The organism is Neobacillus sp. KR4-4, from assembly GCF_042136325.1.
GTDB lineage: Bacteria > Bacillota > Bacilli > Bacillales > Cytobacillaceae > Neobacillus.
In genome coordinates, this window is sequence record NZ_JBHHJU010000037.1 from 20091 (window position 1) to 43704 (window position 23614).

Annotated in this window: 21 protein-coding genes; 1 reads left to right on the forward strand and 20 read right to left on the reverse strand. The window is 42.8% G+C overall.

Going from position 1 to position 23614, the window contains the following annotated elements; translation table 11 throughout:
• Window positions 1-16 precede the first annotated feature (16 nt).
• The 5 genes from ACE198_RS25225 to ACE198_RS25245 all read right to left on the reverse strand — a co-directional run bounded on the left by ACE198_RS25225 (window position 17) and on the right by ACE198_RS25245 (window position 5617).
• Window positions 17-1480, reverse strand: coding sequence for a sodium:solute symporter family protein (locus ACE198_RS25225; RefSeq protein ID WP_375377484.1), 1464 nt, complete (start codon window positions 1478-1480; stop codon window positions 17-19).
• A complete protein-coding gene (locus ACE198_RS25230) occupies window positions 1480-1668 on the reverse strand; it encodes a DUF3311 domain-containing protein (protein ID WP_251462155.1) in 189 nt (62 codons plus the stop codon). Before ACE198_RS25230 ends, ACE198_RS25225 begins: the two co-directional genes overlap by 1 nt.
• A gap of 312 nt (window positions 1669-1980) precedes the next feature.
• A complete protein-coding gene (locus ACE198_RS25235) occupies window positions 1981-3072 on the reverse strand; it encodes a tartrate dehydrogenase (protein WP_375377466.1) in 1092 nt (363 codons plus the stop codon).
• A gap of 18 nt (window positions 3073-3090) precedes the next feature.
• On the reverse strand, window positions 3091-4542 hold the full coding sequence (locus ACE198_RS25240) for an aldehyde dehydrogenase family protein (RefSeq protein ID WP_375377467.1): 1452 nt from the start codon (window positions 4540-4542) through the stop codon (window positions 3091-3093).
• Window positions 4535-5617, reverse strand: a complete 1083-nt coding sequence (locus tag ACE198_RS25245) for an aromatic ring-hydroxylating oxygenase subunit alpha (protein WP_375377468.1) — start codon at window positions 5615-5617, stop codon at window positions 4535-4537. Before ACE198_RS25245 ends, ACE198_RS25240 begins: the two co-directional genes overlap by 8 nt.
• A 284-nt stretch (window positions 5618-5901) precedes the next feature.
• Between ACE198_RS25245 and ACE198_RS25250 the strand changes: the two genes are divergently transcribed.
• Window positions 5902-7275 (forward strand): sigma-54 interaction domain-containing protein, encoded by a 1374-nt coding sequence (locus ACE198_RS25250; RefSeq protein ID WP_375377469.1) that lies wholly within the window; start codon window positions 5902-5904, stop codon window positions 7273-7275.
• 74 nt (window positions 7276-7349) lie between these two features.
• Here the strand turns inward: ACE198_RS25250 and ACE198_RS25255 are convergent, their stop codons facing one another.
• The 15 genes from ACE198_RS25255 to ACE198_RS25325 all read right to left on the reverse strand — a co-directional run bounded on the left by ACE198_RS25255 (window position 7350) and on the right by ACE198_RS25325 (window position 23555).
• Window positions 7350-8312, reverse strand: a complete 963-nt coding sequence (locus ACE198_RS25255) for a S8 family peptidase (RefSeq protein ID WP_375377470.1) — start codon at window positions 8310-8312, stop codon at window positions 7350-7352.
• A 236-nt stretch (window positions 8313-8548) separates the two neighbouring features.
• Complete coding sequence (locus ACE198_RS25260) at window positions 8549-9316, reverse strand: SurA N-terminal domain-containing protein (RefSeq protein ID WP_375377471.1); 768 nt, start codon at window positions 9314-9316, stop codon at window positions 8549-8551.
• Window positions 9317-9394: 78 nt separating this feature from the next.
• On the reverse strand, window positions 9395-10264 hold the full coding sequence (locus ACE198_RS25265; RefSeq protein ID WP_375377472.1) for a DUF1002 domain-containing protein: 870 nt from the start codon (window positions 10262-10264) through the stop codon (window positions 9395-9397).
• A 378-nt stretch (window positions 10265-10642) separates the two neighbouring features.
• Complete coding sequence (locus tag ACE198_RS25270; protein WP_375377473.1) at window positions 10643-11272, reverse strand: FMN-dependent NADH-azoreductase; 630 nt, start codon at window positions 11270-11272, stop codon at window positions 10643-10645.
• Window positions 11273-11531: 259 nt separating this feature from the next.
• The gene (locus tag ACE198_RS25275) at window positions 11532-13034 is read right to left on the reverse strand and encodes an amino acid permease (RefSeq protein ID WP_375377474.1); all 1503 of its coding nucleotides are present in this window, start codon (window positions 13032-13034) and stop codon (window positions 11532-11534) included.
• Window positions 13035-13121: 87 nt separating this feature from the next.
• On the reverse strand, window positions 13122-13400 hold the full coding sequence (locus ACE198_RS25280; protein WP_026564316.1) for a YokU family protein: 279 nt from the start codon (window positions 13398-13400) through the stop codon (window positions 13122-13124).
• 2 nt (window positions 13401-13402) lie between these two features.
• Window positions 13403-14812 (reverse strand): lysine 2,3-aminomutase, encoded by a 1410-nt coding sequence (gene kamA / locus ACE198_RS25285; RefSeq protein ID WP_375377475.1) that lies wholly within the window; start codon window positions 14810-14812, stop codon window positions 13403-13405.
• 56 nt (window positions 14813-14868) lie between these two features.
• A complete protein-coding gene (locus tag ACE198_RS25290; RefSeq protein WP_375377476.1) occupies window positions 14869-15348 on the reverse strand; it encodes a GNAT family N-acetyltransferase in 480 nt (159 codons plus the stop codon).
• Window positions 15336-16856, reverse strand: a complete 1521-nt coding sequence (locus ACE198_RS25295; RefSeq protein ID WP_375377477.1) for a M81 family metallopeptidase — start codon at window positions 16854-16856, stop codon at window positions 15336-15338. The genes ACE198_RS25290 and ACE198_RS25295 overlap by 13 nt, the downstream gene beginning before the upstream one ends.
• Before the next feature lie 33 nt (window positions 16857-16889).
• Entirely contained in the window at window positions 16890-18350 is a 1461-nt protein-coding gene (locus ACE198_RS25300) for an aldehyde dehydrogenase family protein (RefSeq protein ID WP_375377478.1), read from the reverse strand.
• Between the two features lie 42 nt (window positions 18351-18392).
• Window positions 18393-19688, reverse strand: coding sequence for an aspartate aminotransferase family protein (locus tag ACE198_RS25305; RefSeq protein ID WP_375377479.1), 1296 nt, complete (start codon window positions 19686-19688; stop codon window positions 18393-18395).
• A complete protein-coding gene (locus ACE198_RS25310) occupies window positions 19672-21033 on the reverse strand; it encodes an aminotransferase family protein (RefSeq protein ID WP_375377480.1) in 1362 nt (453 codons plus the stop codon). Before ACE198_RS25310 ends, ACE198_RS25305 begins: the two co-directional genes overlap by 17 nt.
• Before the next feature lie 11 nt (window positions 21034-21044).
• Complete coding sequence (locus ACE198_RS25315) at window positions 21045-22235, reverse strand: thiolase family protein (protein ID WP_375377481.1); 1191 nt, start codon at window positions 22233-22235, stop codon at window positions 21045-21047.
• Complete coding sequence (locus ACE198_RS25320; RefSeq protein WP_098573352.1) at window positions 22235-22897, reverse strand: 3-oxoacid CoA-transferase subunit B; 663 nt, start codon at window positions 22895-22897, stop codon at window positions 22235-22237. The genes ACE198_RS25315 and ACE198_RS25320 overlap by 1 nt, the downstream gene beginning before the upstream one ends.
• A 1-nt stretch (window position 22898) precedes the next feature.
• On the reverse strand, window positions 22899-23555 hold the full coding sequence (locus tag ACE198_RS25325) for a CoA transferase subunit A (protein ID WP_098573349.1): 657 nt from the start codon (window positions 23553-23555) through the stop codon (window positions 22899-22901).
• Window positions 23556-23614: the final 59 nt, after the last annotated feature.

The following is a 23614-nucleotide window of genomic DNA, read 5'->3' on the forward strand; positions in this document are numbered from 1 at the left end:
GTATATTTAACTAAACTTATACCGCCTTTGTATCAATCTCTCCCTCTAGTTGTACTGATGTTCTAGTAAAAGCACTGACCGCGAACATGAAAACAATGTTAATGACAAGGGCCGCGATACCGACATCGAGATCTTTTATATACGAAGGGGCCATCGGAAAGAACGTCGCCATCGTCGAACTAGTTAGGGTGACATAAGCAACCATGATAACACCGGATATAATCCCTGCAGCTGCGCCTGTTTTAGTAACGGGGTTTTTCTTCCATAGACTTAAAAACAGTGGTGGGAATAATTGCAGCACAAAGCTGTAAGCCATGATCAGTAAGGCAATAATACTGTTTCCGCCGAAAAAAGTGAAAAATAAGGCGATTAGCGCCACGATAGGGACACACATACGTGTATAGCGTCCAATTTGCTCGTCGGTGGTATTCGGTTTAATCGATTTATAAATATTTTTCGTTAAGATCGTCGCTGCCGTGAGTAATAACATCGAACACGGGACCAATGCTGTTAAGATACCAGCTGCTCCTATGACTCCGACCACCCAAGGATCGAATGTTGCTTTAGCGATTTTAAAGAGGGATAAATCTGTATCCGCTCCTTGTAAATTTGGAATTTGTAAAAGGGCCGTGAAGCCAATGAATAAAATGAATACCAATATGATTTGGTACAGCGGCAAAATGGCTGCATTCTGTCGCAATGTTCTTTCATTTTTCGATGATAAACTGGCACCGAAGCATTGAGGCCACATATATTGTCCTAATCCGATCGTTAAACAGGTTGAAATATACCAGGATATACTTAAGCCCTCGTCAGGCATTAATAAGAACTCCGGCTTTGCCGCATCCAATGTTTCAAACATCGGTTGAATGCCGCCATAATAATGATACGGTAGATAGAAACCTAAAAATAGAATAACACCAAGAAGGAGAATGTCTTTTAAAATGGCCGTTGAGGCTGAACCATGAATACCGGACAATGACACAAAAATCGTGACGGCAACTACCCCAATACATACAGCTAAATTCGGTGAAATTGCACCGTAGGAAGCCTCTGACACAATGATTTTAAGACCTTTTAACTGTAATACGATATAAGGAATCATTGAAACGACCCCGACGATAGCGACTAATAACCCGAGTGGTTTACTATCATACTTCTTTGCAAAAAAGTCAGACTGGGTAATCACTCGATGCTTTTTGGCATAACGCCAAATCGGAGGCAAAATCCAGAACGGCACAATATAACAGAAGGCGTTAAAGATATAGATGATGGGGCCGCCCATTCGGTAAGTTCCGCCTGTTCCTCCGAGAAATACATACGTTGTAAAAATTTCACCAGCCATTAACACGAACATGACGATTGGACCAAAATTACGGCCGCCTACAGCCCATTCTTCGAGTTGTTGTCCTTTGCGGGCACGAATTCCTAAATAAAAAGCCAGAAGAAAAGTACCGATGAGAATGATGATCGAGCTAATCATTTAGTTTCCTCCTGTTTATCTAATAAAATATTAGTAATCAATAAAAATACTGAAGTTAATACGAGCCAGGCAGTCGCCCAAAAAACAATGAAGGGTAACCCAAATATGTAAGGCTCGATCCGGTTTACGACCGTGAACGCACCAATGATAGGAATGATTGCAAGGATCCAAATTACAACTTTCACTCAGAAATTCCCCCTCACGAAATTTAGTATGAATTTTCAGACTTTAAATTCTTTGTTTATTCCGAATTCTAATAGAGTAGAGTATAGACTAGTAAAAAACAAGTGATTTTCGCATCAAATTTGAAAACGCTTTACATTTTGGTTCTGTTAAACTGGTCTGTTGATTTCCGTTCCAGGCACTTCAATCAACAGAGTGCCAAAATCAGCATTAACGTTTAACACTGCCTACATTTAAAAAAAATATATAACGGGTATTACATAAAAGGCCGGTTGAGACCTTTTATGCAATACATAATACCTTAGATGAATCTATCAGCTATTCACCTTTTGGGAATCAACGAAGGATTCTAGCAAATCTACGACACGGTTTCCTACATCAGCTGTTGAAGAAGTGCCATTCATATCCGGTGTCAAAACTTCATTTTCTACCAGAAGTTGTTCGATGGCATCCAGCACGAGTTTTCCGTATGCTTCATAGCCGAAAAAGTCGAGCATTTGGCTTGCGGACCAAATAGCTGCCAGCGGATTGGCAATTTGCTGCCCAGCAATATCCGGAGCAGATCCGTGAATCGGCTCAAACATAGACGGAAAGTTTCTTTCCGGATTGATATTCGCTCCAGCAGCGAGTCCGATTCCGCCAGCAATGGCTGCTCCCAAATCTGTTAAAATATCCCCAAACAAGTTCGAAGTTACAACGACTTCAAAGCGTTTTGGATCTTTAATCATCAGCATCGCCGCTGCGTCGACAAGATAAGAAGCCGTTTTGACTTCCGGATAATCTGCGCTCACTTCTTCAAATACCTGATCCCAAAAAACCATCGAGTAATTAAGGGCGTTTGCTTTAGAAATGCTCGTCAGCGACCTGCCTTCTTTTTTCGCCGTTTCAAACGCGTAGCGAATGATTCGCTCCGTGCCTTTACGGGAAAAGACACCGTTTTGCATAACGACTTCGTGTTCCTGCCCTTTAAACAGCCAATCACCTGCGCCTGAATATTCACCTTCTGTATTTTCACGAATGAACAGCATATCGATGTCCTCGCGTTTCACGTCGACAAGTGGTAAGTGCGCCCCTTTTAGCAGGGTTACAGGCCGAATATTCACATACTGATCGAAGCTCTTTCGGATCTTTAACAATAGGTCCCACAAAGAAATATGGTCTGGGACGCCGGGAAACCCGACGGCTCCCAAATAAATCGCATCAAACTCTTTCAACTGCTCGATCCCATCATCATCCATCATTTTTCCATTTTTCGCGTAAAATTCACAGCCCCATGGAAAGTACGTGAAATCCAATTGAAAACCCGAATCAAGTGCTGCCACTTTGTTTAATACTTTGATCCCTTCATTAATGACTTCAGGGCCAATGCCGTCTCCGGCGATAACTGCTATTTTATAGTGCTTCACAATGATCTCCCTCGTTTTTTAGCCCTGGTTCCAAACGACCAATTTCAGTTCAGTCATTTCTTCCACAGCGTATTTTATTCCTTCACGGCCTGTCCCACTTTCTTTTACACCGCCGTATGGCATTTGGTCAACACGATAGGTCGGCACGTCATTAATAATGACGCCGCCCACATGCAATTCTTTTGAAGCGAACAACGCATTTTTCACATTGTTTGTATAAATTCCAGCCTGTAAACCAAAGCGAGAATCATTCACTTGCTCAATCGCCTCTTCAACTGAACGCACTTTGTTAACAACGACAACTGGAGCAAAGGCTTCCTGACAAGAGATTTTTAAGGAATGGTCCGCATCGGTAATAATGGTTGGCTCAAGAACGCCATCCTGCAGTTTGCCGCCCGCTGCTATCCTCGCATCGCTGCCTTTCGTTTCTTCGATCCAGCCCAGCACACGTTCTGATTCCCCTTTAGAGATTAACGCTGAAATATACGTATCCTGATCAAGCGGGTCACCGATTTTCAACTTCTTCGCTGCTTCAGTGAACTTCGCAACAAATTCTTCATATACATCTTCATGTGCATACACACGCTGCAAGGAAATACAAACTTGCCCTTGGTTAGAGAAAGCACCCATGACGCAGCGGTCAATAATCGAATCAATGTCAATATCCTTATCAATAATTAAGGCGGCATTTGAACCAAGTTCAAGCGTCGTCTTTTTCAAGCCTGCCTTGTTCCGAATCCCGATGCCGACGCTCGGACTGCCTGTGAATGTCACCATGCTAACACGGTCGTCTTCGACAATCGCGTCCCCAACCGTGCCGCCAGGACCAGTTACAACATTCAAAGAACCCGCTGGAAGTCCGGCTTCTTCAAAAATTTCCGCAATAAAGAGGGCAGACAGAGGTGTCTGGGATGCTGGCTTCAAAACGATCGTATTGCCAGCTGCGATTGCAGGCCCGACTTTATGAGCAACAAGGTTCATCGGGAAGTTGAATGGGGTGATCGCACCAATAACCCCAATTGGCTCTCTTAATGTGTAACCAATTCGGCCGACGCCGCCGGCGGCTGCGTCAAAGGGAATCGTTTCTCCGTGAATTCTTTTTGCCTCTTCGGCTGCAAACTTATACGTTTCAATCGTTCTTGCCACTTCCGCTTTCGCGAACATGATGGGTTTCGCTGATTCACGAGAAATAATTTCAGCCGCCTCGTCCGCTTTCTCTTTTAAAAGCGCCACCACATTTTCTAAAATCTCCGCCCGCTGATACGCCGGCATTTTCGCCATACTTTCGCGTGCCTCGTAGGCAGCCGCAATGGCTTGTACTGTCAGATGTTTATCCGCCATCGCAATTTGAGCGATTTCTTCTCCGGAATACGGTGAATATAATGGAGCATATTTCGCTGTTTCTACTTTTTCTCCATTGATCATCAGATACTTCTTCTTCGCTTTGACGTCATTCGCTAAATTACTCATTGAGGGCCTCCAATACCATTTCATGAAATTGTACAATTGCTTTTTCTGAAGACGAATATCTTCCTTTGTTAAATGCACGAGAACGGAAACCAATTTGTTCTAATTCGACAAGTTCCACATCCTCCAGGCGAACTTGTTCCGCAAAAGCAACTAAGTCTTTTTCTTCTTGAGTCAAATTCTCATCGCGGAAATAATAAGTATAAAGAATCAATGTTGTTTCATGATCAATCGGCACCAATTGAATCGTTGCCATATTGCCAGGACCCGGATAAATGGTCAACATTAGGTTTGGCCATAGCCAGAAGAATGATCCGCCTTTCATTTCCGCCTGATTTAAATCGACTGTTCCATAATTTTTATCCGGTTTAACAATCGATCCTTGTAGTGAATAATTTTCACAGGTAATGATTTGATAATCATCCATGTCAAGGGCTGCAACGAAGCTTGGATGTGCAACATGGCAGTGGTCACACTCTAAATAATTATCAATAAACGCTTTCCAGTTCGCTTTAATCACCCGTGAGGTTTGGTTTGTTCGTTTTAACTCACTTAAAAACGGATATTTGCTCAAACGATCAAAGAAATCACCGTAAGATTCGCTTAGCGGCTTCGCGTTATCGTCCAAGTTGACAAAGATTAATGATTCCAAGATTTCCATGCGGACTGAACGTAGACAAGCGTCTTGTACACAAGCTGCATCTTCCCCTTTAAAGTTAGGTGCTTTGTTTAATTGCCCATCTAATTTAAAGGTCCAGCCATGGTAGGCGCATTGTAAAATTTTCTTCTTACCTGACTCATTTTTTTCAAGCTTTGTTGCACGGTGCGGGCAGACGTTATAAAAAGCACGGATGACTTCATCCTGCCCACGAGTCACGATAATTGGTTCATTCGCTACTTCAGTGGTAAAGAAAGCACCTACTTTTTCTAACTGACTAACATGCCCCACAAGCTGCCAAGATTTAGAGAAAACAAGATCCATTTCTTTTTCAAGTACTTTCGGATCTGTGTATTTGTCATAAGTCAATGTTCTTTCAAATGTTCGATTTGTTGCATTTCCTACTGCGTTATAAGCCATAATTCATTCTCCTTCATAAATAATTGATTAGTGAGTACTTGCTGGCAAAGCCTCTCATTGAATGCTTAAAATAGTAAACAATTAATAACATTAACAACATACTTACCTTGCTATCTGACAATTTTATATATGCAATTAGCGTGCCAACTTTTCAAAACAGTGTAAACACACAAAAAATTTTGATTTTTATAAAAAACACTTTCATATTGAGTTATAATTAACTCAATATGGAAGCGTTTTTGTCAAAATTAACTCATCACCTTTAGAAAAGAGAGGATCATTCTATGAAAAGTCCTGATGCAACAGGCAATATTGAGATGACGCTGCAAACTCTTTTAAAAATTCTCGATCATTCCAAAGATGAAATTTTCGTCCTCGACGGCGAAAAGCGGATTCTTTATGTGAACCAGGTCTGTGAGCGCCATTATGGGCTGAAGCCGAGTGATGTCATCGGCAAATACAATGTCGAATTATTTGAAAAAGGCTACTGGAAACCATCCATTGTGCCGGAAGTGTATAAAAGAAAAAAGCCTTGCTACATGAGGCAGCAGACATATATCGGGGCTGAGTTGATGACATCGGCGATTCCCATCTTAAATGACGAGGGGGAAATCGAACTCGTCGTCATCACATCAACCGAATTGCAGACATATGAAATGGGAAAAACGAGTGGGATGAGCAATGAGTCAAAACCGACTCAAACGAAAGAAGAAACGGGCCATATCATTACAAACAGCAGGAAAATCAACCAAATCCTCGCTTTTTGTGAAAAAGTAGCGCCAACCGATTCGACAGTTTTAATTCAAGGAGAATCAGGAACCGGAAAAGGCGTACTCGCGCAGTATATCCACCGCATTAGTAAGAGAGAAAGCAGTCCGTTCCTGACGATCAACTGTGCGGCCATTCCGGAAGAGCTGCTCGAATCAGAGCTTTTCGGTTATTCCAAAGGGGCATTTACTGGAGCAAACAAAGCAGGAAAACCTGGATTGATCGAAGCCGCGGACGGCGGCACGGTGTTTCTTGATGAGATTGGGGAAATGCCGCTCGCTTTGCAGGCAAAGCTGTTACAAGTGATCCAGGATAAACAGTTCCTTCCAATAGGAAGCAGTGAAATAAAGAAAGTCGATATCCGCATCATTGCCGCAACAAACCGGGACTTAATTGACATGGTCAATGACAAACGATTCCGGGAGGATTTATTTTACCGGCTGAATGTGATCGATATCTACCTGCCGCCGCTCCGGGAGCGCAAAGAGGATATCATTCCGCTTACATATAACTTTTTGCACCAATTCAATAAAAAATACCATGACAACAAAGTCATTTCGGAAGAATGTTTAAATCTATTAATCCATTATTCATGGCCGGGAAATGTACGCCAGCTCGAAAATTTGATTGAACGGTTAGTCGTGATTAGCGACTCCATTATCCAAGTGTCCGACTTGCCGGATATGATCACCGACAACGTTGAACAAGTCACCCAGCTCGCACTCCCTACGTCACTCGATAAAGCTGTCGATGAAACAAAGCGGTTTTTAATCAGAAGAGCTTACCAAACGCACAAATCGTCCAGGAAAGTCGCGAAAGAACTCGATATCAGCCAGACGAAAGCTTCGAAGCTAATCCGGGAGTATTGCGAGGATTTGCTTAATACCTAGCAAGACAAAAAGGCTTCGCGGGGAGCGAAGCCTTTTTGTTAGCAGTGTTCGTGTTAATCAATGGTCTTTTTCCATTATATTTTCAACGCTTGAGCAGATAACTTTTGGGTGAACACATCCGACAGGTAGTCCTCCGCTGTTAAATATAGCAAACCGTTTCCTTCGAGTTTTGGAGAGTTTCCTAGAGGAACCGTCCTTTTGATTAATTGGGCATACAGCTCAGACTCGGTTAGATTTCGCTCAAATTTTTTGTTGACCAAATCTTTTATTAGGGCAAGTGCCCCGGATATATGCGGTGTGGCCATCGAAGTGCCACTCAAGATTGCATAAGTTCCGTTTATATACGTAGATAAGATTTCTTCACCGGGACCTACTAAGTCGACTTCATTATTTGAATTTGAAAAATCTGAAGAACGGCGTTGCAGATTAATGGCTCCGACGCTGATGACTTCATTGTAGCTGCCAGGATAGGCAAATTCATCAGAAGATTCTTGTCCATCTCCCTCATTTCCAGCCGCACACACGACTAGAATTTGCTTAGCGACCGCGTTTTGAATCGCTTGATGCAACTCAGGTACATCCACAGAACCGCCGAGGCTCATCGAAATGATATCCGCCTTTTGCTCAACAGCATAGTTAATTCCATTGATGATCCAGTCATATTGCCCCGACCCATTTTTATCAAGTACCTTTACAATCAGTAAACTTGCTTCAGGTGCAACACCAATGACTCCTGTACCGTTTTGGACGGCAGCAATGGTGCCAGCCACATGGGTTCCATGGCCATTATAGTCAGTGTATACATCAGGATTTCCATGATCATCTTCCGTGAAATTCCGTCCGCCGATAATTCGCTCCCTTAAATCAGGATGAGTGACATCGCAGCCTGTGTCCAAGATCGCAACCGTGATTCCCTTACCTCTCGACTTCTCCCAGACTTTTGGAGCCGCAATCAGTTCTATCCCTTTTGGCACCTCAGACACCACTTCGACCTTTTCATTCACTTGATACGGAATTAATTGTAATTCTCTCTCCATTCGTATCCCTCCTGACAGAATTATTTTCTGTATATTCTTGGGGGTTACCAATAGTTTAACAATTCAGAATCTATTAAAACAGTTACTTTAGTTGCATTTTTTCGAACTAATGTTCCCGTTCGCATTCTCTTACAGCATATAAATAACACCTGTATTGGGTGGTAACATACACCGAATTTATCAAAAGGCAAAGTAAAACCCCTTAGCTTTAGCTATGGGGTTACTCATTGAAATCATTAAATTTTAATGTCAACTTTAGCATTTTTCTTAAGCTCTTCTACTAGTTTAGTGAGCTGTTTTTGTTGCTGTTGTTGTTCAAGTTGCTGCTTAATTTGCGGTTTTACTTCTTCAAGCTTTGGAAGTTTCTGACCCCCGGCATCTCCTTGCTTGGCAGATTGATCATAATAGGCTTGAATTTCTTCATCAGTTACTTGTTCTACTGGTATTTCTTTCTCCATGTACCTCATGTATTCAATATTCTCAGCAGTCTTGGCTTTTAAGGTTGTCATATCCAAGCCAGCTAGTTTCATAGCATCTTCAAATTTGTTATCACTTTTATACGATTCTTTCATTTTGGCTAATTGTTTTTCAACTTCGTCATCTGATGCTTGGTACCCTTTTTTATCTGCTTCTTGAAGAATCAACGTTTGCCCCACTAAGCTATCGATAGTTTGTTCTTTCACTTGTTTGGCTGCTTCTTCAGAAGTAGGATCTTGTCCTAGTTGTTGCATTTGCATTTGTAGAGATGACAACACCATATTATATTCACTACCTAATACCTTTTCATCATTGATAATAGCAACGGTTTTCTTCTCGTCTATTTTTTGCTTATCTAGCTTCTTCTGCATTTCTTTCATCTGTTTCTCTTGATCTTGTTGCTCGGTTTGAGCAGTTTTAGTTTGCTCCTTACTATTATTGGATTGTGCACCTTTATCATTTGAACCACAAGCAGTTAAAGTAATAGCCATGATTCCTGCAATAAGAGGAAATATAATCTTCTTCATGATCCTTCTCCTTTCGTGACCTTCTCCTAATAATCAAAAAGTTTTATTTTGATAGTTTGCAATATCAACCTTTTTTCATTAGGCAAAAAGGACGTCAATCTCATCCATTAAGCGATTTAAGAAATCTTGCAGCTTTTGTAAAAATGACTGACTCTCTTCAGATTGCAAAAATGCCGACATTTTTTCTGTCGTAGCACTTATTTGTTCTTTTACTTGGTTCCAGTCAATATCCATAGCCTTTAGTTTGGTGAAGAAGTCTACTAACATATCTAACTCTGCATCTGTTAAAGTAATCCCCTGCTCCTTGGCAACTTGTTCAATTAATGTGCGCAAGTCAGTTTCTGTTTTCGGTTCATTCTTGGCGATTTCATCCTTAACTTTTCCCATGAGGGCAGCAGCATTGTCCGCTCCAATAGAATCACCTAACTGTGCAGTTTTCACCATTTCTTCATTCGCCACTTTTTTGATTTCTTCAGGAATTTCTTCATTAGTTGTCGTTTCATAAGCTTTCATAATTCCCGTCAAAGCCGCTGTACCTGTAACAGAAAATGGAGCGGCAATCTGTATGGTTGCATCCTTTACACCCGCAGTAGTCAGGGCATTTCTATACATTTCATCCGTAACCCATGTAATATTGTTCGATTGAACCTCTAACCCCGAATCTTTGGCACCAGTTGTGATGCTCGCTGATGAAATAGCAATGGAACCAATTTGCGCCTTAGGTATAGACTCCCCTAAATAATCATGCTCTTCTTTATTGGATACAGTAATAATTTGTGCGTTTTCCGGTGCCGCTAACTCTGCTAACATTTCATTTTTTTGCTGTTTGGTTAGGTCTTCTCCTAATGTAACAATCACATCTCCTTCAGCTGTGTCTGCAAAGCTGACAGATGGAACAGAGAAAAGAATCGTTATGACAAGTAACATGGCTTGAAATTTTCGTTTCAAAAAAAAAACCTCCTTTTATCCATTCAACCATTCCATATAAGAATGGGTAATGTTTTGCCACTTATATTTAATATCCCAAAAAATACTTTCTGAAAAAGTGGCTTTGCATCATCTTAACATAGAGGTTTGGGATTACATTTAAAGAATGGGTAACATTCTTGCTAATTATATTAAGATTCTTACATGACAAATAAAAATGATACAAACCGTTACAGTAAACCTTATCCCATATTCATCTTAAGTAATCATAAAATGAACTTTAAGCATAACAAAAAGGCTTCACGAGTTGTGAGCCTTTTTGTTAGTAGAGTTATGTTAATCCATTTTCTTAAGCGAAATTAGATTTTCTTAACACCAATCATAATCTTTAAATTCGACTTACGCTTTTACCGCTGATAAGTTCTTCGCTACCTCAGCTACTTTTGCTAGACCTTCTGCAATAATTGTCTCCGCTTGATCTGGGGCTGCATTATGTCCTTCAATGATAACTTCGTCAATGATTTCCATTCCGAATAGGCCGCCAACCATATTTTTAATATACGTCGCTGCCATTTCCATTGGAGCTGCTTCAGGTGTTGAGTAAATACCACCGCGTGCAGTTAGGATAACAGCCTTTTTGTCAGACATCAAGCCGACTACACCAGCTTCAGTGTATTTGAAAGTGAAACCTGCTCCAGCTACATAATCGATAAATGTATGCAATTTTGCTGGGATGGTTAAGTTCCATAGCGGGAATGCAAATACAACAACATCTGCTGCAGAAAGAGCATCCATTGCTTTTTGTTTCGCAGTTACAATACGTTGCTCAACGTCCGTTAACTCTTCACCAGATTGTAATTTACCGAACGCATTGAATAACTCTTGACCAAAGTAAGGCATATCCTCGGCAAATACATCGTACGTTGTAACATTCACGCCTTCTAAGTTTTCCATGAAAGTTTCATACATTTTACTAGAAACAGCTTCAGAAGCTGGACGGTTGTTTGCTTTTACGACTAATATGTTCATTTATTAAAATCTCCTTTTGCGATATCTTTAATATTTATATCTTGAATTGATAATATACAAATTAAATGTTTTCGTCAAACAAAACGTACTGGCAAGTGAGGAAAATTTAGGGTTGGCAGAATGGAGAAGGTGGCCGATAAAATCGGAATATAGCCGTAAATCACAAAAAAACCTTACATTGTCCATGCAAGATTTTTTTGGTTCTGTAATCTAGCTTTACCTATAAAAATTATACCATCTGAAATGGATCGCGGTACCTCTATTTAGAGGACATCTCTTCAAAAGAACATTCCTTTAGTGGAACGACCTTCGTTTTATGAACGAGTTTATACCCGATCCATAATGCCAAAAAGATCGGTAAACCAATATAAGACACGGCCATTCCATACCAATCAATCTCACTAGATAAAAACGCTTGATAATTTTGGCCGAAAATGATAATTACACACATTGCAAAAGCGAGAATTGGACCGAACGGGAACCATTTCGCTTTAAATTTCAAATCGTTCAAGTCCCTGCCCTGGGCCGTATAGGCTTTTCTAAAACGATAGTGGCTGACGGCAATTCCAAGCCAGGCAATAAATCCAGTTAAGCCTGACGCATTTAATAACCATGTATACACTTGATCTCCAAATATGGATGTTAAAAAGGCCAAACCTCCAATAATAGTCGTCATGACAAGGGCATTCATCGGAATCCCGCGATTATTTATATTTTGTAAGAACTTAGGTGCCTGTCCGTCCTTTGCCATCGACCATAGCATCCGTGTCGATGCATATAATCCGGAACTTCCGGCCGATAAGACCGATGTCAGAATAACCGCATTCATCACAGATGCCGCAAAGGCAATGCCCACTTTGTTAAATACAAGGGTAAAAGGGCTGACAGCGATGTTGTCGACATCCCTGCCTAACAGATTTGGACTTGTATAAGGAATGATAAGGCCAATGACAGCAATAGCAACTACATAGAATAGGAGAATCCGCCAAAATACTTGTCGAATCGCCTTTGGTACGTTTTTCTCGGGTTCTTCACTTTCTCCTGCAGCGATCCCCACGAGTTCCGTTCCTTGAAAGGAAAAACCTGCAATGAAAAAAATACTTAAAACGGACATAAGGCCGCCATGAACCGGAGCATCTCCTAGAGTAAAGTTTTTAAACCCGATAAACTGTCCACCCAGAATACCGAAAATGGTGAGCAAACCGACTCCAATGAAAACAATGACGGTCACTACTTTTATTAAGGAAAACCAATACTCGGATTCTCCGTAACTTTTAACCGACAAGGCATTCAATAAAAAAATCAGTCCTAAAAACAATGCACTCCACACGATGCTCGGTACATCCGGCAACCAGAACTTCATAATAATAGCTGAGGCAGCAATTTCAACTGCGAGTGTAACCGCCCAGTTAAACCAATAATTCCAACCAAGTGCAAAACCAAAGGCTGGATCGACAAAACGGCTGCCATAGGTTGAAAACGATCCTGAAATCGGCATTAAAGTAGCCATTTCTCCGAGACTTGTCATCAAAAAGTAGACCATAATGCCAATCGCTCCATATGCGATTAGCGCTCCACCAGGTCCAGCTGTTTGAATGGACGCCCCAGTCGCTAAAAATAACCCAGTCCCGATGGACCCCCCAATAGCAATCATCGTCATGTGACGTGCCTTTAGTTTGCGTTGAATATGCCCTTTACCCTCTTCGCTATTCTGATATTTCTGATTATTTTGGTCATTAGTATAGCTTTTGATTGCTCCCATTCTTGTCCTCCTTCATTTTTGAACTTATAAGCATCTGATAAAATTCATCTCCCGCTTACGATTGTTAAACGGGAGACGAATTGCCAATTATTTCGAAAAATCAAAGTAGTTTCGCTTTAATAAGCGCGGAGCGGCCATAAGTGTTTCATACGTCATACTTTTTGCAAGCTTTGAGCAATCAATTAAAAATAGATGATCTTCTATTTCTTTCACCGTCTGATCGGTTTGATAGGTCATACCGCATTCCAAGCAATGAATGGATGGTGTGTCCTGAATTTCGATTGCATTTGTTCCATCTGGAAGTTCCCAATACACGGTGTTGCTTGTTTCACGTGCTGTGTCAGATTCGCACCATTGACAAATCAAAATTATTCCTCCTTTGCTCCCACTGTTTCATATTTCTTCATTTGTGATTGGAATTTTTTCTCTTTTAACTCGTCACGTTTGTCACGTTTATCTTTTAATGAACTATGCTCAGTATTTTCTTTATACGTTTTGCGGCGATCTAACCGTTTTAATCCTTCAGGTGTAAGGTTAAATTTCGTATCATCAATAATCGATAAAACACCATTACTTTCAAATTTTTCAAACACTTCAGGATATACCTTTTTGTAGTAATCCTCTGCACTGCCCGACTGATAATTTGTTGGTTCTGGATAAGAGGTAATGACACCTTCAAAGTTACGTAATACGACCTTATTAGCACTTTGAGAAATGATATAGTTTGGCTGCAATGGAATTTTACCGCCTCCACCCGGAGCATCCACAATAAATGTCGGAACGGCATAACCCGATGTATGGCCGCGAAGTCCTTCCATAATTTCCAACCCTTTGCTGATTGGTGCACGGAAATGGCCAATCCCTTCTGATAAATCACATTGGTAAATGTAATATGGACGAACGCGAATTTTAACAAGGTCATGCATAAGCTGTTTCATGATCGGTACACTGTCGTTAATGCCGGCAAGAATAACCGCCTGGTTACCAACAGGGACACCCACATTTGCAAGCATTTCACATGCACGCTTCGATTCTTCTGTAATTTCAATCGATGTATTGAAATGTGTATTCAACCAAACTGGGTGATACTTTTTCAAGATATTACAAAGATTTTCAGTAATCCGCTGCGGGAATACGACAGGTGCTCTTGTACCAATCCGAATAATTTCTACATGCGGAATCTCCCGTAAATTTTTTAAAATATATTCTAAAATATTGTCATTAATAAGCAGCCCGTCACCTCCGGAAATTAGCACATCTCGAATTTGTGGATTCGATGCAATATAATTAATCGCTGTGTCTAACTGTTTCTTTGGTACGCCCATTCCGATTTGTCCGGAGAAGCGTCTTCTTGTACAGTAACGGCAGTACATGGAGCACTGGTTTGTTACTAAGAACAAGACACGATCCGGATAACGATGAGTTAGCCCAGGAACTGGTGAATCTTCATCTTCGTGAAGAGGATCTTCTAAGTCATATCTTGTCTTATGCAATTCCGCAGAAATTGGAACAGACTGCATACGAACCGGACATCTTGGATCATCGGGATCCATAAGCGATGCATAATATGGCGTGATGTTTAATGGGATTGTTTTGGTAGAAATTAAAACCCCTTCCTCTTCTTCAGGTGTTAAGTTCACTACTTTCTTTAAGTCTTCTAAATTTTTGATAGTATTTGTCAGCTGCCAAACCCAATCGTTCCATTGCTCATCTGTTACATCTTTCCAAAGCTCGATTTCTTTCCAATGTCTTTTCGGTTTGAATAAAGTGTTTCTCATGAATAAACTCCCCCTAATTTGGTTAATTTTTTTTACCTTTAATGAATTCCTGTTTATTAAGAAATGGCGTATTCCATATAATAGCGATTTTCGCCTTCTCCAAATTCATCGAATCTTGTCTCTTTTATTGCAAAGCCCATTTTTTCGTATAGCTTAACAGCTGATTTATTCTCAACGTTGACCGTTAGGCATACTTTTTGAAATCCATCTTGTTTTAAAATCGGATAAATATCCTGCAAGAATAATTTTCCGATTCCTTTTCCTTGCTGGTCGGAGCGGACATAGAACCCAAAAATGTAGGCTTTATGAATATCTTGGTAAGCTCTCATCACTTCACAGATCGCAATCGGCCTTGGATCGTTTGGCTGCCGGTATTGAATGAGTTTCCCGTAGCGTGTGAGCGGAACAAGGGCTTGTTCATCTACGGCTCCTAATCCCGGAAATGCGTCTCGCTCAAGCTCCATCATTATATTTAGCTGTTCTGGATTCAATGAAGCTGGTACTTCGACATAATAAGTTTTGTTTAATGTGTCCATTTTTCTGTCCCCCTCCGTTCTCCTTCATATTGGATATCATCGAGCGGCCAAATTGGCTTAGGAATATTACGATACGTAAAAGTGGTTAAACGATTGGATGCCACTCCAGGTGCATCCACGTAAATGATGCGGCCAACGATCGGCTCAAACGCTGCCCGGAAGTGATTTTTAGCCTTTAGCCCAAGAATTCTCTTCGTGGCTGGCTCAATACCAATGTGACGAAACATTTCCGGATCATTCGCTGACATCGGCCTTCCAATCAGGAGGATATCCATCTTGCCAACACGAATGTGTGCCGCCCCTTTTAAATCAACTCTTAAATGCTGATTGAATGGTCCAGAATTGTGAAATACACCATCCGAAAGGGCCACGACCGTTGCTTCGACCTTTACGGGCTCCCCAAATTCAGGCGATACTTTCCCTCCAAGGGACAGCATGACCTTATTTCCGGCTCCCATTCTGCGGCAGGCCTCAATGGATTCTGGATCGTAAAGTCCTCCAAACAGCGTGTCGTGAATGTTCATCTTCACCATCTCCCGAAGAAGCTCAGTTGTATCCCCGCTCCCGCAGCTTAAAGGATTATCCGAGATATCCGCCAGCACGACTGGTTTGTCATCTTCCACTGACATCGCCAAAGCGAGCCCTTCTTTTACACCGGGCAAATCCATAATAAATTCTTCTCTTACACTCCAGAACAAGGAAGCCATCTTTTGGGCAGTCTCTTTTCCTTTTTGCGGATCGAGTGAAACAACAAGGACACTTGCACCGGCCATGGGAATATCCGAGTAAGGAAAACCGCCAAATACGGACACATGATGAATACCAGCTTCCTCTTCGGCTTGTTTCGCCCACTCGATCATTTTGTGCATCGGCCCTTCTGCCGTTCTCATATTGATAGAGGGAGGCATCATCGGCAGCTTTTCAAAAGAAGCGTAGTACGTCACACCTTCCTTTAATTGTTTTAACAAAGCGTTGGCCGCATGAATGCCCTGCTCGTACATATCAATATGCGGATAGGTTTTAAATCCAAAATGTAGCGGTGTGTAATCAATCATTTTTCCACTTAAATTGGCGTGCATGTCCAGGGTTGTTGCGATCGGAACATTCGGTCCGATAAGCCCGCGAATTTTTCCGAGTAAATGCTCTTCCGGATCATGGAGGTGCTCGACGACCATCGCTCCATGCAGGGCAAGCAATAATCCGTCCAACCTTCCCTCCTGCTGGATGGACTCCAGCATTTGGCTTTCGATAATGGAGTACGCCTCCGTTGATACTACGCCTGATGGGACAGCTGCCGCACAAAGCAGCGGTACGATTTCTACGTCCTCCTCCTGTTTCAATACATCCAGAAACCCACCCACTTCTGTTTTCGTTCCTGTATAGGCATCATAAATTTCATCCCCGATAAAGTAGCCTTCATTTCGAAACTGTTCGATTTCAGTTTTCATCGGGCTGAAACTGTGGGATTCATGGTAAAAGAAAGCAATACCAATACGATGTTTTCTCATGTTCTCCCGCCTTTAATCGATATGGTCTGTTCATTAATAGTTCGTATAAATGGACTTCCACTCAGTCATGACATCAAATGCATGATGGGAAACTTCACGATGACCGTTTCCGGACATCTTCATCCCCCCAAACGCCACACCCATCTCGGCATTAGACGTTCCGTTATTAATATAGACAAGTCCGCTGACTGCTTCCTTAGCCGCACGGTTCGCATAATGAAGGCTCTCTGTATAAATGGAAGTCGATAGCCCATAAATCGTTCCGTTATTTACCTCCATGGCCTCCTCATATGAATCTACTTCAATGATGGCAAGAACCGGACCAAATATTTCTTCCTGTGCAATGGTATCATTCGGTTTTACATTCTCAATGATGGTCGGTTCATAGTAATAGCCGCCCAATTCATTGACACGCTGCCCGCCTGACACAATCTTTCCACCTTCTTCAATCGCTGTTTTTACATATTTTTCGACGGTAAGAAGCTGATCATCATTGACCAGAGGGCCTACTTGGTTCCCTTCTTCAAGTCCATTTCCTATTTTCATAGACTTTGTTAAATCTACTACTTTTTGTACGAGCCGTTCCTTTACTGAACGCTCGACGATGACTCGGCTTGCCGCTGTACAGCGTTGACCAGTTGTTGTAAACGCTGATTTGACGATTCCGTCTGCCGCCTTGTCCAAGTCCGCATCCTTCAAGACGATCACGGCATTTTTTCCGCCCAATTCCAACGAGATACGTTTCAACGTTTTACTACTCATTTCAGCCAGCTTTTGTCCGACTTCTGTTGAGCCCGTAAACGAAATGATTTTCACATCCGAATGCTCAGCGAGTGTTTGACCGACGGTTCTTCCTGAACCGGTAATTAAGTTCACAACCCCTGCTGGGAATCCCGCTTCAGCTAACACTTCCACAAAAATCTTTGCCGATAGCGCAACCTCTGAAGCAGGCTTCCAGACGATGGTATTCCCAGCAATCAGAGCTGAAAAGATTTTGTAGGAAGCAAGTGCCACCGGGAAATTCCAGGGGGTAATGCATGCCGCGACTCCAAGAGGCTCACGAACCATTCTTACATTCCGGTCTGGGAAGCCGGCAGGGACCGTTTCTCCAAAGAGGCGTCGTCCCTCGCCTGCCATATATTGAGCAGTAGCGATGACCACTCCCGCTTCGCCTAAAGACTCAGGCAGCACTTTGCCCATCTCCATCGTCATTACACGAGCAAGTTCCTGTTTGCGAATTTCAAACAATTCGGCTGCTTTCGTTAAATAAGCCGCTCGTTCTGGAATGGGGGTGTTCTTCCATTGCGCATATGCTTCATTCGCTTTTGTGACAGCCTCTTCCACTTGCTCCGTTGTGGCGGCCGCACATATGCCGACAAGTTCCCCCGTTGCTGGATTGATGCTTTCAAAGTAGGACTGATCGGGAGCACTTACCCATTTTCCGTTGATATAAAGATCCCCCTGAAGGATATCTGTTTTGATTTGACTAGACATATACTTAACCTCCTTTTTGGTGGTATTCCGAAGAAACGAAAATTAGTTTCCTGAAATGGTTTCGGTGATCACATCTTCTAAAATCGCTAATCCTCTATCAAGCACATCTTCTTGAACATTAAGAGGCAGCATTAATCGGATCGTTTGCCCGCTTACACCACAGTTCATAATGAGCAAGCCATTTTCCAGTGCTTTTGATTTAATTTTCGGTACAAAGGAAGCAGCAGATTCGGAATCGAATTCAATACCGATCATCATGCCGACTCCTCGGACTTCAATAATGCCCGGTAAATGTCCAACCGAATTATGAAGTCGGCCGACAATCTCGGCACCAAGGTTAGCACTGCGTTCTACCAACTTCTCTTCCTCAATAACCTCAATGTTTGCCAATGCCGCCGCACAGGAGATTGGATTTCCTCCAAATGTCGAACCATGTCCAGCCGTCGGCCATTTTTCATGAAGCTCACGACTTGCGACAATCGCACCAAGAGGCATGCCGCCGGAAAGGGCTTTTGCCAATACTAAAATATCAGGCGTCACATTGGCGTGCTCTGCTGCGAACATTTTTCCTGTACGGCCAAATCCTGTTTGTACTTCATCAAAGATAAGCAAAATGCCGTGTTTCTCTGTCATCTTTCTTAACTCCCTCAAAAAGCTTGGCGGTGCCGGATAATAGCCGCCTTCACCCATGACCGGTTCAATGATGATAGCCGCTACACGGGAAGGATCGACGCGTAAATCGAATAATTTTTGAAGCTGATTCAAGCAGTATTCTTCCGCTTCTTCTTCTCTAATGTTTTTCAGCTGGCTCGGATACGGATAGGGAACGTGGTACACCTCGCCTAAAATCGGTTCATAATAACGGCGGTATTTAGAGCTTGATGCCGTAATGGCAGTTGCCCCTAAGGTACGGCCATGAAACGAACCTTCAAAAGCAATGATCGCGGGTCTGCCTGTGGCCGCTTTTGCTAGTTTAAGAGCACCGTCAATCGCTTCAGCTCCCGAATTGGAGAAAAAGACCGTGTCTAGGTTTCCTGGTGTGATCTGAGCAAGCTTTTCCGCCAAATTCGCTGCCGTTTCATAATAACCATAGTTCAACCCAAGATGAATCAAGGCCTCCGCTTGCTTTTTAATGGCTTCCACCATTTTTCCGTTCGTATGACCGACTGCGTTAACAGCCACTCCTGAAACGAAATCGATATACTCCTCTCCGTCTGTCGTCCAAAATTTGGCGCCATGTGCTTTTTCAATGACAAGCTCCGTTACCCTGGTCATAACCGGTGATAAATGTTTCTGTGCCTTTTTTTGAATCTCTTCTGTTTTATTTTGTAATTTCATACATCTCATCCTTTCTTAATTGACCTTTAAATAGCGTGAATGATTCATCTAAAATTCTTACAATCTCGTCAATTTCTGTTCTTGTAACATTTAAGGGAGGGCTGATGATGAGGTGCTCCCCCTTTGTACCGTCAATGGCACCGGAACCGGGATAAAAAACCGCACCGAGTTCCATGGCAATTCCATTCAATCTTTCCGCAGCTTTTTCAGATGGATCGAACAGCAGATCCTGGCCACGATCCTTCACAAGCTCCATACCGATTAAAAGCCCTCTGCCGCGAACATCAGATATATAAGTATGTTTTTCCTTCAGTTCCAAAAGACGTTTGACGAGGTAGTAACTTTGTTCTTTGACGTTTTCCAGCACCATCTCTCGCTCATATACGTCCAATGCTGCAAGACCCGCTGCAACCGCTACTGGATGCCCGCTATAGGTGTAACCGTGAATGAATTTCCCGTCGCTGTTTTGTATGAGACCGTCGACTAATCGATCATGCACGATCATTCCAGCAAGTGGAGCATATCCCGCTGATACCCCTTTTCCAAATGTGATGATATCAGGCGTGATGCCAATTTGTTCTGTCGCGAAGTTGGTACCCGTACGGCCGAATCCAGTCATCACTTCATCGATAATTAAGACGATTTCGTAACGATCACACAGCTCACGAACTTTCTCAAAATAGCCCGGCGGCGGCGGAACAGCACCTTGCTGGCTTCCGACAATCGGTTCGGCGATCAATGCCGACACGTTCTCAGGACCAAGCTCTAAAATGGTTCTTTCAATATCCGTCACACATGTCCAGTTTTGTTTGGAGAGACAATCCTCTTTTTGACGATCGTATGGACATCGGTGGCAGTACGGAGAATAGACATGGGCATAGTTTAAAAGATTAGGAGTATATGCATGTCTTCTCTTAACGTCTCCTCCTGCGGATAAAGAACCAATGGTGTTCCCGTGATACGATTGCCATCGCCCAATTACCATATGTTTTTGGGGTCTGCCGGCATCCCGATGGTATTGCCGCGCCAGCTTCAGAGCACTTTCATTGGCTTCAGAGCCACCGGTGGTAAAATACACTTTATTTAAATCATCGGGAGCCATTTTTCCGATGGTTTCAGCTAATTCATGCAATGCTTTTGTCTCGAAGCGCATGGTATGGACGAAAGCTGCTTTTTTTGCTTGTTCCGCCATGGCCTCGCCGATAGAAGGAATCCCATGGCCTAAGTTAGCGGCCACCGCACCCGAGCAAGCATCCAAATATTTTTTCCCGTTCTCATCGATGAGATAGACCCCTTCACCGTGGGTAATAATCGGATACTCCTTTTTTAAATCCCGATGAAACACGTAGTCTTTTTTTATTCCCTCCATCTTTCCACCACCATTGCCAATCCTAATCCCCCCGCCACACAAATCGTCGCAAGGCCATATTGCCGTTTTTGTTTTTCAAGCTCATGACATAATGTAGTAACGATTCTTGCACCGGAGGACCCCAGTGGATGGCCTAAGGCAATCGCCCCTCCGTTGACATTTACGTTGTCTCCTTTGATGCCCCATTCTTTTAAACAAGCAAGACTTTGAGCAGCGAAGGCTTCATTTAATTCAATTAAATCGATATCTTCCAAACGAAGACCGGCTTTTTTCAACGCCATTTGCGATGCTGGAACCGGACCGATTCCCATTTCTTTTGGTGATACACCGGCTGCAGCAAAGGAACGAATCCTTGCCAATGGGACCACTCCAAGTTGTTTGGCTTTTTCTTCTGACATCAACAGCAGCATCGAGGCCCCATCATTTCTGCCGGAGGAGTTTCCGGCTGTAACCGTACCGTCCTTTTGAAACACAGGACGCAAGGTTCCTAACTTTTCAATGTCCGTCAATCTTGGGTACTCATCGATCGCAAAATGTCTGATTCCCTTTTTTCCTTCCTTTACCGGAACAGGAATGATTTCTTCTTCAAAATGGCCCATTTCAATGGCACGTTTCGTTTTCTGCTGACTCTTAAAGGCAAATTCATCTTGTTCACGGCGGCTAATCTTATATTTTTCAGCCAGCCATTCGGCTGTTTGCCCCATTGTGAAACGGCCATATATCTCCTCTGGCTGGGATTTTGGCTGACTCTCCGTATTTGAATCATACAGCGTTAGATCTCCTATCTTTTGGCCAAATCGAGTGCCGACCATATAATGAGGCGCTTGTGACATGCTTTCGACGCCTCCTGCTAAAACGACGTCCGCCTGACCTGTCATAATCGACATCGCTCCGTTAATGACGGCCTGCATACCGGAACCACACTGACGATGTACGGTATATGCAGGAATCGATTCGGGGAAATGGGCCTGTAATGCTGCAACTCTAGCAATATTCGGCGCATGCGCACTCTGCTTTGTTTGGCCGACAATGACTTCATCGACAATATTGGCACCATAACCGGAAGCAGAAAGATTATTTTTCATGATGAGAGAGACAAGCTCTTCTGGAAGCGTATCTGCCAGTGATCCACCGAAGCTTCCGATAGCCGTCCGATATGCATTTACGATGACAACCACTACGCGGTCACCTCTTTGCCTTTATTGAAAGATTCAGCAAGTTGAAAAGGTGCGTCCGTTTTCTGTTGAACTTCTTCAAGGGAAACTCCAGGTGACAGCTCTAAAAGATGAAGTCCATCGTCCTTTACAGCGAAAACCGCTAAATCGGTAATAATTAAATCCACGATTCGTTCTGATGTAATCGGATAGGTTAATTCCTTGACGATTTTTGACTCTCCCTGGTTAGACGTATGCATCGTTGTGACGATTACCTTTTTGGAGCCTTCCAATAAATCCATTGCCCCGCCTACACCAAGAACACTTTTTCCTGGCACGGCCCAGTTGGCGATCCGCCCATTTGCATCGATTTGCAGCACACCAAGAATCGAAACACTTACATGCCCTCCGCGAATCATCGCAAAAGAGGAAGCACTATCAAAAAAGGATGACCCTTCCAAAACGGTGACAGGCAGTTTCCCTGCATTGACAAGATTTTGGTCAATATGCTCTGGATCAGGGGTAGGGCCAACGCCAAGGATGCCGTTTTCTGAGTGTAAAAAAACGTTAACATCGGATGGAATATAATCAGCCACCAGCGTTGGAATCCCTATGCCCAAATTGACGATATCGCCATCCTTCAATTCCTTCGCCGCTCTTGCAGCAATGTATTGTTTCACGTTCAAGCTAGTTCCCTCCCTTCACTACGATAAAATCAACGTATAAATGAGGGGTTACAATTTCCTCAGGAGAAATTTGGCCAACCTCCACAATCTCGTCTACCTCTGCAATAACCACATCTGCAGCTGTTGCCATCATCGGATTGAAGTTTCTTGCCGATTGGTTGTAGATGAGATTTCCTAATTGATCCGCTTTTTTCGCTTTAATGAAAGCAAAGTGGGCTTTAAGAGGCTCTTGGAACACATATTTTTTACCGTTAAGGATACGCTCCTCTTTGTTTTCGGCGATTTTTGTTCCGACGCTGACCGGCGTATAAAACCCGCCTAGTCCTGCACCACCCGCTCGAATAGCTTCAGACATCGTTCCTTGAGGAAGAAGCTCCACGTCCATTTCCTTTTCCTGATAGGATTTAACCACCTCTGGGTTCGATGTAAAATATGAACCTATCGCTTTTTTTACTTGTTTTTGCCGTACTAGCACTCCAAGACCTCTACCTGGTTCACCAAGATTATTACTAATAATCTCTAAATCTTTCACTTCCGACTGAGCCAAAGCGGCTATTAAACTAAGCGGACTTCCCACAAGTCCAAATCCCCCTACCATAATTCGTGAGCCGCTTTTAACCTTTTTTACAGCATCCTCGCATGTAATCAGCTTGCTCATCCTTTTTCCCTTCCTCTCCATAGACACTTAGTGGTTTATAACCCTTTGGAAACATAAAA